Annotated in this window: 14 protein-coding genes; 10 read left to right on the forward strand and 4 right to left on the reverse strand. The window is 41.0% G+C overall.

The annotated features are described in order from the left end of the window. Positions 1–3: 3 nt before the first annotated feature. From HMPREF2794_RS18155 to HMPREF2794_RS18170, 4 genes are all read right to left on the reverse strand, one after another. A complete protein-coding gene (locus HMPREF2794_RS18155; RefSeq protein WP_055268581.1) occupies positions 4–2,553 on the reverse strand; it encodes a glycoside hydrolase family 38 N-terminal domain-containing protein in 2,550 nt (849 codons plus the stop codon). A gap of 13 nt (positions 2,554–2,566) precedes the next feature. Further along, entirely contained in the window at positions 2,567–2,791 is a 225-nt protein-coding gene (locus HMPREF2794_RS18160; protein ID WP_010536661.1) for a hypothetical protein, read from the reverse strand. A 75-nt stretch (positions 2,792–2,866) separates the two neighbouring features. Beyond that, a complete protein-coding gene (locus HMPREF2794_RS18165; protein ID WP_055268580.1) occupies positions 2,867–3,391 on the reverse strand; it encodes an RNA polymerase sigma-70 factor in 525 nt (174 codons plus the stop codon). A gap of 190 nt (positions 3,392–3,581) precedes the next feature. Then, on the reverse strand, positions 3,582–5,186 hold the full coding sequence (locus tag HMPREF2794_RS18170; RefSeq protein ID WP_022301547.1) for a DUF6377 domain-containing protein: 1,605 nt from the start codon (positions 5,184–5,186) through the stop codon (positions 3,582–3,584). 259 nt (positions 5,187–5,445) lie between these two features. On the opposite strand from HMPREF2794_RS18170, the gene HMPREF2794_RS18180 reads away from it, so the two are divergent. The 10 genes from HMPREF2794_RS18180 (at position 5,446) to HMPREF2794_RS18225 (ending at position 14,881) form a co-directional block, all read left to right on the forward strand. Beyond that, entirely contained in the window at positions 5,446–5,823 is a 378-nt protein-coding gene (locus HMPREF2794_RS18180; RefSeq protein ID WP_010536657.1) for a hypothetical protein, read from the forward strand. Between the two features lie 113 nt (positions 5,824–5,936). After that, a complete protein-coding gene (locus HMPREF2794_RS18185; RefSeq protein ID WP_008760952.1) occupies positions 5,937–6,287 on the forward strand; it encodes an NADH-quinone oxidoreductase subunit A in 351 nt (116 codons plus the stop codon). Beyond that, positions 6,278–6,871 carry an NADH-quinone oxidoreductase subunit B gene (locus HMPREF2794_RS18190; RefSeq protein WP_008764304.1) on the forward strand — a complete coding sequence of 198 codons (594 nt, stop codon included), beginning with the start codon at positions 6,278–6,280 and terminating at the stop codon, positions 6,869–6,871. The genes HMPREF2794_RS18185 and HMPREF2794_RS18190 overlap by 10 nt, the downstream gene beginning before the upstream one ends. A gap of 85 nt (positions 6,872–6,956) precedes the next feature. Further along, on the forward strand, positions 6,957–8,549 hold the full coding sequence (locus tag HMPREF2794_RS18195; RefSeq protein ID WP_010536656.1) for an NADH-quinone oxidoreductase subunit D: 1,593 nt from the start codon (positions 6,957–6,959) through the stop codon (positions 8,547–8,549). A gap of 123 nt (positions 8,550–8,672) precedes the next feature. Beyond that, positions 8,673–9,749, forward strand: a complete 1,077-nt coding sequence (gene nuoH, locus HMPREF2794_RS18200; protein WP_010536655.1) for an NADH-quinone oxidoreductase subunit NuoH — start codon at positions 8,673–8,675, stop codon at positions 9,747–9,749. A 56-nt stretch (positions 9,750–9,805) separates the two neighbouring features. Further along, positions 9,806–10,294, forward strand: a complete 489-nt coding sequence (locus HMPREF2794_RS18205) for a 4Fe-4S binding protein (RefSeq protein WP_010536654.1) — start codon at positions 9,806–9,808, stop codon at positions 10,292–10,294. A 2-nt stretch (positions 10,295–10,296) separates the two neighbouring features. Then, a complete protein-coding gene (locus HMPREF2794_RS18210) occupies positions 10,297–10,809 on the forward strand; it encodes an NADH-quinone oxidoreductase subunit J family protein (RefSeq protein WP_010536653.1) in 513 nt (170 codons plus the stop codon). Between the two features lie 95 nt (positions 10,810–10,904). After that, positions 10,905–11,213, forward strand: a complete 309-nt coding sequence (gene nuoK / locus HMPREF2794_RS18215; RefSeq protein ID WP_007764713.1) for an NADH-quinone oxidoreductase subunit NuoK — start codon at positions 10,905–10,907, stop codon at positions 11,211–11,213. Positions 11,214–11,428: 215 nt separating this feature from the next. Beyond that, complete coding sequence (nuoL, locus tag HMPREF2794_RS18220) at positions 11,429–13,357, forward strand: NADH-quinone oxidoreductase subunit L (RefSeq protein ID WP_022300931.1); 1,929 nt, start codon at positions 11,429–11,431, stop codon at positions 13,355–13,357. Between the two features lie 39 nt (positions 13,358–13,396). Then, positions 13,397–14,881 (forward strand): complex I subunit 4 family protein, encoded by a 1,485-nt coding sequence (locus tag HMPREF2794_RS18225; protein WP_070752137.1) that lies wholly within the window; start codon positions 13,397–13,399, stop codon positions 14,879–14,881. Positions 14,882–14,907 lie beyond the last annotated feature (26 nt).

The raw sequence follows: 14,907 nt of genomic DNA on the forward strand, positions 1-14,907 counted from the left end.
TGTTCAATTCAAGTTCAAAGCAAATGTCTTTATACCGAAACGAGGGATAGAAATACTAATTTCAGATTTTCCGGCACGTGTTTTTATTGTCTTTCTGTCGATAATTCTACCATTCAGATCTACTTCTTCTATACTAGACAGCGGTATATCAAAAGTGATATTGTGCTGCTTCTTGTCACCTTCCGCATTAAACAAGCGTAATATAATTTTCCCATCTTTCATATTGGCAGCACTCACCTGATAACCGCTGTTCTTTAAGTTTACCAATGATCTTGACTCCAATTTTACAGATGGATGATAAGAACATAACAATGGTTCATTCCAACAATCACTCTTCGTTGCAATAGCAGCCTTGTCCCATTTTCCACGATGAGGAACAATAGCATATTTCATTCTCAATGGTCCCGTGATCTTATAGTCAGGTCCCCAAAGTCCATTACCAGAATATTGAGCAGTCAATCCTAGCGGATAATCCTCTCCATGTGAATAGGAAGTTGTATGATCTGAGAATAAAGCCAATGCATAATCCCCTTCCTGCTCTGCCAAATCAACCCAATGGAGAATAATGTTATGCTTAATCTGATCCCAACTATTGAAAAATGTATTATCTAACTTACTTTCACAAACATCAAACGGTGCGTTTTTATAAATACGGGGAGAACGAAGATCTACAGGGAAAAGTACACTTAACTTAAATCTGTCATCACAATAAGCTCTGCGATTATCCCGCCAACTATTTTCTTTATATTCTCCTATACCTACATTTTTCTTCCAGTTAATAGTAAGATCAAAATCAATACGTTTCTCCCCTTGGGCAATGCTTATAATCTGTACAAAAGGATGTGAAGCGATTTCTCCTTCCAATTTTACCTTTGTCTCTTGTATATTACTCCGCAAAACCGTCATCTTAGCTGGAGTCTCTGTAGAAGACCGAAACTTACCTTCGTCATAAAAATAGCCTCTCAGCTCACCAATCGAATAGTCACCCGTCTGTTTGGCAAACTCCTTGTTTCCTTCTTTTTTGGCTACCAGACTTTTAATAATTCCTCCCTTCGACAAGTCAAAAACAATTTTATACATATCATTTTCAACCACATATTCCCGTTCATTTATTATCTTTTCGTTTCCTGAAACCGTTCTTTTACCTGTCTTTACTTGCTTTATACAGTATGTGGAGTAGCCGAAGGGAGGAACATCTGCTTCAAACAACAATCTAATTTTTCCACCTTCTTTTCCTATTGAATAATCAACTTTTTTATTTCTACAATCATTGACTTCCAAATCAGTATCTGCATATTCCTGTGGAAGTACAACATTGACCTGCTCTGTTCTTCTTATCCCCAATGTATTATAAACACGTACAAATCCCTGAGCATTTTCAGAATTAATAGTATCGTTATCAAAACTGCATATAGAAGCGGAAGTAATTTTATCAGCCACAGTATTTGTCTCATCTGTCCATCGCTTTATTTGATCCGCCCACGTTCCAAATTTATTTAGTCCATTATAAGGTACAATCCAGGAATCATGATGTTGCGCAAGCATCAAAGTACGCCATGCCTCATCCAAATCTTCCTGAACACAAGTGTAACCATTGGCAAGATGAGCAATAACAGACATCTTCTCTGCCATTATTATTTTATTCTCAGAAGTACGTACTTCTTGAGCAATTCTCTGCAACACTTGGCTTCCCCACATTAAGTTTACACGCATATCTTCCTGCGAGAAATGCCAGTCATCATTCGTTTTACCAATGGAAATATTCTCAAAATAATCTTTCCACGTCACATAAATTGAATTACTTTTTATATTCTTTCCACTTCCCAACCATGGACCATTTTTCCATCCGGCATCTTGGAAACACATTCCCACAGGATGTTCAATCCCTGCATCACGACAAGCATTCAGATAAGATTCTTCATTACACCAAGCAGTTGTCTGCCAAGTAGAATTCTCTTCCAATTTCTCGCAAGCATAGCGAGGAACAGTAAGAATGGGAGTTCCATCCGGGCCTACCCAATTGACCAATTCGCCGCCATAAGCGTTAGTGTATCCTCCCCAACAAGTATTCGGGCATTTGAGTACAGCATACTTAAAACCAAATAGCTTCAATATCTGAGGCAAACAACTTGTGAAACAAGGTTCTTCCACAGAATAAGTGGTAAAAGTCACTCCCGGAAAATGTTTATTTATCTTAGCAATACCATATTGAAACTGACGTATAATGCTTTCGCCCGATATATTATAACAATAAGGCTGAGCATAAGTAGGATTTGTAAACTCTACCTGTTTACTTACTACTATATTTTTTAATTGTCGATAGGCTTCAGGAGTCTGTATTTGCACCGTATCCCATGTTTCAGGCTCTATTTCCAGACAAATTCGCCAATCCGGATGCTTGGACAACTGGTCGACAATAAACTGAGTTTTCCACTTCACCGGATAATGCCCGTATATCCCTCCATGATATCCATCAACAAAATAAGCTTGTTGCGAATGAACATGCGTACATATAAAAACAAGTAGTAATATGATGTTATAAAGTCTATTCATGGTATTTTTAAGCCTATTTATTTTCGCAATTCTCTATCCGACTCATAAATTCAGATAGTTTTTGCTTAGCAAGTTCTCTATCATCCTTAGGAAACGACCAATCCACAAGAGCCACAACATTTTGATACTCAATAAATTCCTCTCGTATTTCCCCATTATTATTCACATCCAAAAGGAAGTCTTCCTTCTCTTCTGAAGTCAATTCACCTGCAAAATATTTATTTAAATTAGTTCCCATTATTCGTTCCTTTTTACAAAAGAACGATTATCCTGGTAAATACCCCTAAAAAAATATCAATAAAATTATTAAAAGTCATGCTGCAAGGCAAATATTTAGTTTTACCCTTAACTTTTTGAGTGCTATCCCCATCTGACATTCTACTGTATTTACTGAAATACCCAAACGTTCTGAGATTTCTCTATATTTTAATCCTTCGACACGACTTAATAAAAATATGTCACGACATTTCCGAGGCAAACTATTGATTGCATTGCGAACGAGAATTTCCGTTTCATTTCCTTCCGAGATATCCGATACATCAAACCTGTCTAAAGATTGTAACTTCAAAGACATTTCTATTTCGAAAGATGTTTGTACAAACTCAATATATTTCTGTTCAAACATTTTATGTTTCAAATGATCCAAGCATCTGTTCTTTATTAACCTGAAAAGATACGCGTTCATATTTTCAATGCGATCCATAGAATCGCGCTTCGCCCATAAGTCGGTAAACACATCTTGTGTTATGTTTTCGGCATCCTCTTCCAGTATCACAAATTCCTTTGCAAACCGAACTAATTTTGAATAATAAGTAAGATACAATTCTGAAAAATCCATAGTTGTGTTTCTTTAGATTAGTATTCAGTTATCAAAAATCTTGTGATGCAAATATAGAGATGAAAAAAGCCTACTTCTTATTGGAAGTAGGCTGTAAAGTAGATATTTTTAAAGGTATTTTTCAGATAACATATTATTATTCAATATTTTACCAATTTACCATTTTAAGGTTTTGGTAAACCAAATAGAATCATTTTTGAGACAAAGAACCAAGCTTTTTCACCTCTTCTTCGAAGATATTTCCATCTAATACAGACATCCTCTTCACTTTACTCTTATAATTATAGATCGTTTGTACTGAGTAATGCAAGAAAACAGCAATTTGCGAAACATCTGTAATCCCCATTCGCATCAAAGCAAAAATACGCAATTCTGTATTCAACTGGTCTTTGTCCAGTTTATAACAATCTTCCGGTTTCAACAATGAATTGAACTCTTCGACAAAATTAGGATACAATTTTAAGAACGCTTTATCAAAATTGGTATATAATCCTTCCAGTTCCTTTTCAAAAGGACGAGAAGAAGATTTGTATAAATCATCTACTTGTCCGGTTTTTATTTTTCGATTTACATTTTTCCTATATTCATCCAGTTTATTAATGTAAACGGCACACTGGTTCATAAAATAGCCTACATATCTTTCTTTTATTAAATTAGCCTCATCCAAATTCTTGTTCAACGCAACCAACTCTTCATTCATAACATTAAGATTCTTCTTTGCACGGGAAACAATCTTAGTCTGTTTATAAGTGAAATATAAAGTGATAGCAAGAGCTACTACAAACAGACTAGTGAGCAAAATATAAAAACGAAGATTCTGCTTTTGCTTCTCTAGCCTATATAAGTAAGTATTCTCTATAATAGGATGAATACGGGCTATTACCGTATTCTTAAAACGGGAATTATAAAAGATAGCATCACTCAATGCTACTTTGATATAATTATAAGATCTATCGATATCTCCTTTATGGTATAAATTCACAGCTAAAGTCAATAAAGCCTCATTTTCTTTCACTGCCAATTTTATATCGGTCATAGCAGCTAATATAAGATACTTTTCCTCTAATTCAAGCTCTCCAACCTGTCTATACGCTCTTGACAGTCCCATAGACATCATCGCAAACCCATGAGTACCAGTTTTTTCCTTTTGATAGATTTTAGTCAGTATCTTAAGTGCTTCTTTTGCATTTCCCTGATCCTGAAGTTTTATAGCTCTTTCTTTCGAATATTCCTCCGAGGCATCATACAAAATACTCATGACTGTATCTCGATATGCCTCTTTTTCAACCAAATATTCACTGGCGAACCGAACATCATCTGTATATTTAATCAGGTTTTCATAATACCGAATACGATTCCAACAATACAAAGCTTGTAAATGACTTGGTAAATCCGAACAATTGATAGACTTGAAAATATCATTAGCTTGAACAAACAGCCCCGACAACGAATAAACAAAAGCCAACTGTAACTTGCCTTCCAATAAGTAGGTTTCATTACCCAGTTTTTTAGCTATCTCAATATTTTCATTAATGTATTGTTCTGCAGAATCGCAGACAAACGTTTCATATTGGTGGAGGATTTCGGAGTTCAGACGGTACATATCGTCCAATGTCTTCTGTTCTTTCTTTTTCGCTTTCAGCTCTTTGATAGTAGCTTCTTTCTTTTCTGTATACACAAGACGCTCAGAAATCACTTTATCTAAAACTTTCAACAGAGAATCATTCTCGCTATTTGCATGAAGATCCAACAATGAACCTAGTAAAATTGTTATAAAGCAAAGTGTGTATTTCATATCAATGTGTTATATACAATTTGCAAAAAAATGAATTTTCTTTGGGTAATTCGTCAAAAAGAACGTAAATCGTTCTTTTTATTACATCTTTTAACCAAATGCGAACTGATTCATACTATAAAAGAAGATAATTCTCCAGAGCAATATGAAGATAAAAACGGACTTGAAGTAAAGCAAGTTAAAAAATACTTTTTTGTAATCCGGACTTTGCAAAAAATATGAATATTAATCCTATATTTGCAGCCGTTAAAAGAGAAAGATGAAACAAAGCTTAAAATACGGACTATTTCTGGTACTTGCTTTGCTGATCCATGTTGTTCCCAATGAAACAATGGAAGATAACTGCAGAGTAGCCCCCCCGACATATCGCCAGGAGAAATGCTACGTATCTCAGGACCACCCTGTTCATAATGCTCTTGAACGCCTATATTATTTTTATTCTACCCAATCTTGTGATATGAGTCATGCAGATGTTGCACATGTCCCCACGGATAAAAGCGTGCAACTGCTGATTGCTTATTTTCGTGAATATAAAAGCCAGCAAAACACTTCGCAAACTCATTCACTTCATATTCCCAAGTACTTTTACGATCCTATTACATATTATATATATGGCCTAAGGAAGATCGTCATTTAGACGGTACAATCTTTTATCTTATTCGTCAATTCATTACAGTTGGTTTCATCCGGGTGTGGAAAAACTAATTGTTTATCTCTATATAATATTCAATCTAAACAGCTATTGAAATTATGAATTTTACATTTTTAGTTGTTGTTTTACTGACAGCGCTTGCTTTTGTCGGTGTAGTAATAGCCCTTTCACGAGCTATTTCACCACGTTCGTACAATGTACAAAAGTTTGAAGCTTATGAATGTGGTATACCAACGCGTGGCAAATCATGGATGCAGTTCCGTGTAGGTTACTACTTGTTTGCCATCTTGTTTCTGATGTTCGACGTGGAGACAGCTTTCTTGTTCCCGTGGGCAGTGGTCATGCATGACATGGGGCCCCAAGGACTCGTTAGCATTCTCTTCTTCTTTATTATTTTAGTTCTGGGTCTTGCTTATGCCTGGAGGAAAGGAGCTTTGGAATGGAAATAACCAAAAAACCGAAAATAAAATCAATTCCGTATGATGAATTCATCGATAATGAATCATTGGAAAAGTTGGTCAAAGAACTTAATGCCGGAGGAGCGAATGTTTTTCTCGGGGTTCTGGACGATCTGGTCAACTGGGGACGCAGCAATTCACTGTGGCCGCTTACTTTCGCAACCAGCTGTTGCGGTATCGAATTCATGGCACTGGGTGCCGCGCGTTATGATATGGCCCGCTTCGGGTTCGAAGTAGCACGTGCCAGTCCGCGTCAAGCTGATATGATCATGGTTTGCGGAACAATCACGAATAAGATGGCACCGGTACTGAAACGCTTGTATGACCAAATGCCTGATCCGAAATATGTGGTTGCCGTAGGTGGATGTGCCGTCAGTGGAGGTCCTTTTAAAAAGTCATACCACGTGGTGAACGGAGTGGACAAGATTCTTCCGGTAGACGTATATATTCCCGGATGTCCGCCGCGCCCGGAAGCTTTCTATTATGGCATGATGCAATTACAACGTAAAGTGAAAATAGAAAAATTCTTTGGTGGAACGAATAGAAAAGAGAAGAAACCGGAATTTATGAAATGAAGAATGAAAAATGAAGAATGAAGAGTTTCTATGTAGTTCCGAAATTCAGATAATTCTTCATTCCTAATTCTTAATTTAAACAATTATGCAAGAAATACAATTTATAGCTCCTGCAGCGTTACACGACGAGATGCTGCGCTTGCGAAATGAAAAACAGATGGACTTCTTGGAAAGCCTGACCGGTATGGACTGGGGAGTGGCAGACGAGAAGGACGCCCCGGAGAAACTCCGTGGTTTAGGCGTTGTCTACCATCTGGAATCGACTGTTACGGGAGAACGGATAGCACTAAAAACAGCCGTGAACGACCGTGAACGACCGGAAATTCCGTCAGTCAGCGATATATGGAAGATAGCCGACTTTTACGAACGCGAAGTCTTCGACTACTATGGCATTGTTTTCGTAGGTCATCCGGATATGCGCCGCCTTTACTTACGTAATGATTGGGTAGGATACCCCATGCGTAAAGATAATGATCCGGAGAAAGACAATCCGCTTTGTATGGCCAACGAGGAGACGTTCGATACAACACAGGAAATAGAACTTAATCCGGACGGAACCATTAAAAACAGAGAAATGAAACTCTTCGGAGAAGAAGAGTATGTAGTCAACATTGGTCCGCAACACCCTGCAACGCATGGTGTAATGCGCTTCCGCGTTTCTCTTGAAGGCGAGATCATTCGTAAAATCGATGCTAACTGCGGTTATATCCACCGGGGTATTGAAAAAATGAACGAAAGTCTTACATATCCGCAGACACTGGCGTTAACAGACCGCCTCGATTATCTGGGAGCACACCAAAACCGCCATGCTTTATGCATGTGTATCGAGAAAGCAATGGGCATTGAAGTGAGCGACCGTGTCAAATACATCCGTACTATCATGGATGAGTTGCAACGCATTGACTCTCACTTACTATTCTACTCCGCGCTTGCCATGGACCTCGGAGCACTAACAGCTTTCTTCTATGGATTCCGTGACCGTGAAAAGATTCTCGATATTTTTGAAGAAACTTGTGGCGGACGCTTGATTATGAACTACAATACTATTGGTGGTGTACAAGCTGACCTTCATCCTAATTTCATCAAACGAGTGAAAGAATTTATCCCTTATATGAGAGGAATCATTCACGAATACCATGACATATTTACCGGCAACATTATCGCTCAAAGCCGTATGAAGGGAGTCGGTGTCTTAAGTCGTGAAGATGCAATTTCATTTGGTTGTACCGGAGGTACAGGCCGTGCTTCAGGATGGGCTTGTGATGTGCGTAAGCGAATACCGTATGGTGTATATGATAAAGTAGACTTTCAGGAAATTGTTTATACGGAAGGCGACTGTTTTGCCCGTTACTTGGTTCGTATGGACGAAATCATGGAAAGCCTGAAGATTATTGAGCAATTAATAGACAATATTCCCGAAGGACCCTACCAGGAAAAGATGAAACCTATCATCCGTGTTCCCGAAGGCAGTTATTATGCTGCCGTAGAAGGAAGCCGTGGAGAATTCGGAGTTTTTCTCGAAAGTCAGGGTGACAAGATGCCTTATCGCCTGCACTATCGCGCTACGGGATTGCCACTTGTTGCTGCAATCGATACGATTTGTCGCGGAGCAAAGATCGCTGACTTGATTGCCATCGGAGGAACACTGGACTATGTAGTACCGGATATCGACCGATAAACAAGAGATAAAACAAGTATTAAGTATAAAGTATTAAGTATTAACCGACTATGCAATATGATATACGCTATATTCCGCATGGAATTAATACTTAATACTTAAAACCTAATAATTAAAATATATATGTTCGACTTTAGTATAGTAACAAACTGGATACATGAGCTGCTGCTCTCCGTCATGCCGGAGGGATGGGCTATCTTTATAGAGTGCGTAGCTGTCGGCGTGTGCATCATTGCACTATATGCTATTCTGGCTATCGTATTAATTTACATGGAACGTAAAGTCTGTGGTTTCTTCCAGTGCCGTCTCGGTCCGAACCGTGTCGGTAAATGGGGTTCTATTCAAGTGATATGCGACGTACTCAAGATGCTGACCAAGGAGATTTTCACTCCAAAGGATGCCGACCGCTTTCTCTACAACCTGGCTCCATTCATGGTAATTATCGCCTCGTTCCTCACTTTCGCTTGTATTCCTTTTAATAAAGGAGCGGAAATTCTGAATTTTAATGTGGGCGTATTCTTCCTGCTGGCAGCTTCCAGTATCGGTGTAGTAGGTATTCTGCTTGCCGGCTGGGGTAGTAATAATAAGTTTTCTCTGATCGGTGCCATGCGAAGCGGTGCACAGATTATCAGTTATGAACTGTCTGTAGGCATGAGTATCATGACGATGGTTGTACTGATGGGTACCATGCAATTCTCTGAAATTGTAGAGGGGCAAGCCAACGGATGGTTTATCTTTAAAGGACATATTCCTGCCGTGATCGCTTTCATCATCTATCTCATTGCCGGAAATGCAGAATGTAACCGTGGTCCGTTCGACCTTCCTGAAGCTGAAAGTGAATTGACAGCCGGATATCATACGGAATATTCCGGTATGCACTTCGGTTTCTTTTATCTAGCGGAATATCTGAATTTGTTTATCGTAGCCAGTGTAGCCGCTACTATCTTCTTAGGAGGCTGGATGCCGCTGCATATCGTTGGTCTGGACGGATTCAACGCTGTAATGGACTACATCCCCGGCTTCATCTGGTTCTTTGCCAAGGCATTCTTCGTTGTGTTCCTCTTAATGTGGATCAAATGGACTTTTCCACGTCTGCGTATCGACCAGATTCTGAATCTGGAATGGAAATATCTGGTTCCTATTTCTATGGTAAACCTATTGTTAATGGCATGTTGTGTCGCTTTCGGCTTCCACTTTTAAACGGTAAGACGGCGCAACCGGGTTTCCATTTGGAATAATCATATAATATAAGAATTATGGAATATAAAGATCAAAAATATACGTACTTAGGAGGACTGATACATGGTATCAGCACTCTAGCAACGGGTATGAAAACCAGTATCAAGGTATACTTCCGTAAGAAGGTGACTGAACAGTATCCTGAAAACCGGAAAGAGCTGAAAATGTTCGACCGGTTCCGTGGTACACTGGCAATGCCCCACAATGAGAATAACGAACACCGCTGTGTAGCCTGCGGATTGTGTCAGATGGCTTGTCCGAACGATACAATCAAAGTGACCAGCGAAACGATTGAGACAGAGGACGGTAAGAAGAAGAAAATCCTGGCAAAATATGAATATGACCTGGGAGCTTGTATGTTCTGCCAACTGTGCGTGAATGCTTGTCCGCACGATGCCATCACGTTCGACCAGAATTTCGAGCATGCTGTCTTTGACCGGACGAAGCTTGTCTTGCGACTGAATCATGTCGGTAGTAAAGTAATTGAAAAGAAAAAAGAAGTTTAGATATGGGATCAACACTTGAAACAGTAGTATTCTACTTTTTGGCAGCATTTATTATTGCAATGTCCATCATGACGGTGACTACCCAACGTATTGTCCGCTCAGCCACCTATCTGCTCTTCGTGCTCTTCGGCACGGCTGGCATCTATTTCCTGCTGGGTTACACATTTCTGGGATCTGTCCAGATTATGGTTTATGCCGGTGGTATCGTCGTTCTTTATGTATTCTCCATCCTGCTGACCAGCGGAGAAGGTGACCGCGCCGAGAAACTAAAACGAAGCAGGCTTCTGGCAGGACTCTTTACGATGATTGCAGGTCTGGGAATTATCTTGTTCATCACTCTGAAGCACAACTTCCTGCAAACCGGAAATCTGGCACCGCAGGAGATAAACATTCACGCTATCGGTAATGCCCTGCTAAGCAGTGACAAATATGGTTATATATTACCTTTCGAAGCAATCAGTATTTTATTGCTGGCTTGTATCATCGGTGGTATCATAATCGCCCGAAAGAGATAAATAAGTAAGTATTAACTATTAAGTATCAGGTATTAGGCTGCGCAATGAACCGCAGGGAATTAATACTTAACACTTAAAACCTAATAATTTCAGATATGATACACATGGAATATTATCTGGTAGTTTCTACCATCATGATGTTTGCAGGAATCTATGGATTCTTTACCCGCCGTAACACGCTGGCTATCCTGATTTCTGTAGAGTTAATGCTGAATGCCACGGACATCAACTTCGCCGTGTTCAACCGTTTTCTCTTTCCGGGAGGAATGGAAGGTTATTTCTTTGCACTCTTTTCCATCGCCATCTCGGCTGCGGAAACAGCAATCGCTATCGCCATCATGATTAACATTTATCGTAATCTCCGAAGCATTCAGGTTCGCAATCTGGACGACTTGAAGTGGTGACGCGTTTCATCACCGGAGGAGCTAAGAGTTTCATGCCTTGAAACTAAAAGTTTCATACCGGGGAAACAAGAGTTTCACGCCGGGGAAACAAGAGTTTCGCACCGGGGAAACAAAGGTTTCATACCGGGAAACACAACGGCAAGTCCGGTAATGACGGCTATAAGCTAAAAGATAAAGAATGAATTATAATAAAACAAGTAATTAAAACAAACTGTATGGAACTAACAATTCTAATACTCCTTCTTCCCTTCCTCTCCTTCCTCATTCTGGGAATCGGAGGAAAATGGATGTCTCATCGGACAGCGGGTACTATCGGTACGCTGATACTGGGAGCAGTAGCAGTACTATCATACGTTACAGCTTTCCAATATTTCTCCGCTCCACGCCTGGAAGACGGAACATTTGCCACATTGATACCTTATAATTTTACGTGGCTTCCTTTCACCGAGACTTTACGATTTGACTTGGGCATTCTGCTCGATCCCATATCTGTGATGATGTTGATCGTCATCTCCACCGTATCACTGATGGTGCATATCTACTCCTTCGGTTATATGAAAGGCGAGACTGGTTTTCAACGTTATTACGCTTTCCTGTCACTCTTCACCATGTCTATGCTGGGACTGGTTGTGGCAACAAATATTTTCCAGATGTATCTTTTCTGGGAACTGGTGGGTGTAAGTTCTTACTTACTGATCGGATTCTACTATACCAAACCTGCTGCTATTGCGGCTTCCAAGAAAGCGTTCATCGTCACTCGTTTTGCTGACCTGGGTTTCCTGATCGGTATTCTGATCTACGGATATTATGGTGGAACCTTCGGTTTTACCCCGGACACAGTTTCATTGATTAGTGGCGGAGCCTCCATGCTTCCATTAGCGCTCGGACTGATGTTTGTCGGTGGTGCCGGAAAGAGTGCCATGTTCCCATTACACATTTGGTTACCTGATGCCATGGAAGGTCCGACTCCGGTCAGTGCCCTAATCCATGCTGCTACAATGGTCGTTGCCGGTGTGTATCTGGTTGCCCGTATGTTTCCGCTTTTCATCGCTTATGCACCTGATGTGCTGCACATGATTGCCTGGGTAGGTGCCTTCACGGCTTTCTATGCTGCAAGTGTAGCTTGCGTACAATCGGACATCAAGCGTGTACTGGCATTCTCTACGATCTCACAGATTGGCTTTATGATGGTAGCTTTAGGCGTTTGTACTTCTATGGACCCACATGAAGGAGGTTTGGGCTACATGGCTTCCATGTTCCACCTCTTCACACATGCCATGTTCAAAGCATTACTATTTTTGGGTGCCGGCAGCATTATCCATGCGGTACACTCCAACGAAATGTCAGCTATGGGAGGATTACGCAAATACATGCCTATTACTCACTGGACATTCCTGATTGCCTGTCTTGCCATTGCCGGTATTCCTCCATTCTCCGGTTTCTTCTCCAAAGATGAGATTCTGGCAGCATGCTTCCAATACAGTCCGGTAATGGGTTGGGTAATGACAGTGATTGCTGCAATGACAGCATTCTACATGTTCCGTCTCTACTATGGTATCTTCTGGGGGAAAGAGCCGTCCCGGGCAAGTTCCCATTCGGATCATACACCGCACGGAAACCAGGAAGCGGCACCTTGCCACCCACATGAAAGTCCGTTGGCTATGACATTTCCATTAATGTTTCTGGCTGCTGTTACCTGTGGAGCAGGTTTCATCCCTTTCGGACACTTTATCAGTTCGAACGGTGAATCCTATTCTATTCATCTTGATCCGTCAGTAGCTATCACAAGTGTTGTTATTGCAATCATTTCTATAGCAGTTGCTACCTGGATGTATAAGAATGCCAGACAGCCAGTCGCCGATTCGTTGGCCAAACAGTTTAAAGGCTTACACAAGGCGGCATACAATCGTTTTTATATCGACGATATATACCAGTTTGTAACACACAAGATTATCTTCCGCTGCATTTCTACTCCTATCGCCTGGTTTGACCGTCATGTTGTAGACGGATTCTTTGATTTTCTGGCATGGGCAACGAATACAACCAGCGACGAAATTCGTGGTTTACAAAGCGGTCAGGTACAGCAATACGCATATGTGTTCCTTTGCGGAGCGTTGGCGCTTATCCTGCTGTTGGTTCTTTAATATAGTAAATAGTAAATCTTTAATTAGTAAATCATAAAGATGAATTTTTTATCAATCTTCGTACTCATCCCCTTACTGATGCTTGCCGGACTTTGGGCAGCACGGGGCATAAAAGCAATCCGAGGGGTTATGGTTACCGGCGCATCGGCACTTCTGATAGCCTCCGTCGTTCTTACCTTCATGTATTTGGGAGAACGCAGTGCCGGAAACACGGCAGAAATGTTATTCCGTGCAGATACGGTTTGGTATGCTCCGCTCAACATCGCTTATTCGGTAGGTGTTGACGGAATTTCGGTAGCGATGTTATTATTGTCTGCCATTATTGTGTTCACAGGTACGTTCGCTTCCTGGCGTCTGCAACCTCTGACAAAAGAATATTTCCTCTGGTTCACCCTATTGTCTATGGGAGTATTCGGATTCTTTATATCAATCGACTTGTTTACCATGTTCATGTTCTACGAAATCGCGTTGATTCCTATGTACCTGCTAATCGGCGTATGGGGATCGGGACAGAAAGAATATGCAGCCATGAAACTGACACTTATGCTAATGGGTGGTTCCGCTTTCCTGCTGATCGGTATCCTCGGAATCTATTTCGGTTCGGGAGCTACTACCATGAACCTTCTGGAGATTGCACAGTTGCACAACATACCTTTTGCACAGCAATGCATCTGGTTCCCGCTGACCTTCCTTGGGTTTGGCGTATTGGGTGCTCTTTTCCCATTCCATACATGGAGTCCCGACGGTCATGCTTCCGCACCGACTGCCGTATCCATGCTTCATGCCGGAGTACTAATGAAACTGGGAGGTTACGGATGTTTCCGTATTGCCATGTATCTGATGCCGGAAGCTGCTAATGAACTTTCATGGATCTTCCTGATACTGACAGGTATCTCTGTTGTCTACGGAGCTTTCTCCGCTTGCGTACAGACAGACTTGAAATACATCAATGCTTACTCTTCCGTATCTCACTGCGGACTGGTACTTTTTGCCATTCTGATGCTGAATCAGACAGCCGCAACAGGAGCCATTCTTCAGATGCTTTCCCACGGATTGATGACAGCCTTGTTCTTCGCCCTGATCGGTATGATCTACGGACGTACGCATACCCGCGATGTCCGCGAACTTGCAGGGTTAATGAAAGTGATGCCGTTCCTCAGCGTTTGTTATGTGATTGCCGGTCTTGCCAATCTCGGTTTGCCGGGCTTAAGTGGATTCATTGCTGAAATGACCATCTTCGTCGGATCTTTCCAGAACAACGATGTATTCCACCGTACACTGACCATCATCGCTTGTTCATCCATTGTTATTACGGCAGTTTATATCCTGCGTCTGGTAGGCAAGATTCTGTACGGCACCTGCACTAACAAACATCATCTCGCATTGACAGATGCGACCTGGGATGAACGCGTAGCTGTTATTTGCCTCATCGTTTGTGTAGCCGGATTGGGTATGGCTCCTTTCTGGGTAAGCCACATGATTGGTGAAAGTGTACTCCCTGTGGTCTCACAACTCATCCCATAACCTTTAATTTTTAATCTTTAATTCTT

The sequence above is a fragment of the Bacteroides sp. HMSC067B03 genome (genome assembly GCF_001811315.1).
GTDB lineage: Bacteria > Bacteroidota > Bacteroidia > Bacteroidales > Bacteroidaceae > Bacteroides > Bacteroides faecis.

What these genes read in the sequence shown, in the direction of transcription:
- HMPREF2794_RS18210 (WP_010536653.1), top strand. Translation starts at nt 10,297, where the DNA reads ATGGGATCAACACTTGAAACAGTAGTATTCTACTTTTTGGCAGCATTT.
- HMPREF2794_RS18185 (WP_008760952.1), top strand. Translation starts at nt 5,937, where the DNA reads ATGAATTTTACATTTTTAGTTGTTGTTTTACTGACAGCGCTTGCTTTT.
- HMPREF2794_RS18170 (WP_022301547.1), bottom strand. Translation starts at nt 5,186, where the DNA reads ATGAAATACACACTTTGCTTTATAACAATTTTACTAGGTTCATTGTTG.
- HMPREF2794_RS18190 (WP_008764304.1), top strand. Translation starts at nt 6,278, where the DNA reads ATGGAAATAACCAAAAAACCGAAAATAAAATCAATTCCGTATGATGAA.
- HMPREF2794_RS18195 (WP_010536656.1), top strand. Translation starts at nt 6,957, where the DNA reads ATGCAAGAAATACAATTTATAGCTCCTGCAGCGTTACACGACGAGATG.
- nuoH (WP_010536655.1), top strand. Translation starts at nt 8,673, where the DNA reads ATGTTCGACTTTAGTATAGTAACAAACTGGATACATGAGCTGCTGCTC.
- nuoK (WP_007764713.1), top strand. Translation starts at nt 10,905, where the DNA reads ATGATACACATGGAATATTATCTGGTAGTTTCTACCATCATGATGTTT.
- HMPREF2794_RS18205 (WP_010536654.1), top strand. Translation starts at nt 9,806, where the DNA reads ATGGAATATAAAGATCAAAAATATACGTACTTAGGAGGACTGATACAT.
- nuoL (WP_022300931.1), top strand. Translation starts at nt 11,429, where the DNA reads ATGGAACTAACAATTCTAATACTCCTTCTTCCCTTCCTCTCCTTCCTC.
- HMPREF2794_RS18165 (WP_055268580.1), bottom strand. Translation starts at nt 3,391, where the DNA reads ATGGATTTTTCAGAATTGTATCTTACTTATTATTCAAAATTAGTTCGG.
- HMPREF2794_RS18180 (WP_010536657.1), top strand. Translation starts at nt 5,446, where the DNA reads ATGAAACAAAGCTTAAAATACGGACTATTTCTGGTACTTGCTTTGCTG.
- HMPREF2794_RS18160 (WP_010536661.1), bottom strand. Translation starts at nt 2,791, where the DNA reads ATGGGAACTAATTTAAATAAATATTTTGCAGGTGAATTGACTTCAGAA.
- HMPREF2794_RS18225 (WP_070752137.1), top strand. Translation starts at nt 13,397, where the DNA reads ATGAATTTTTTATCAATCTTCGTACTCATCCCCTTACTGATGCTTGCC.
- HMPREF2794_RS18155 (WP_055268581.1), bottom strand. Translation starts at nt 2,553, where the DNA reads ATGAATAGACTTTATAACATCATATTACTACTTGTTTTTATATGTACG.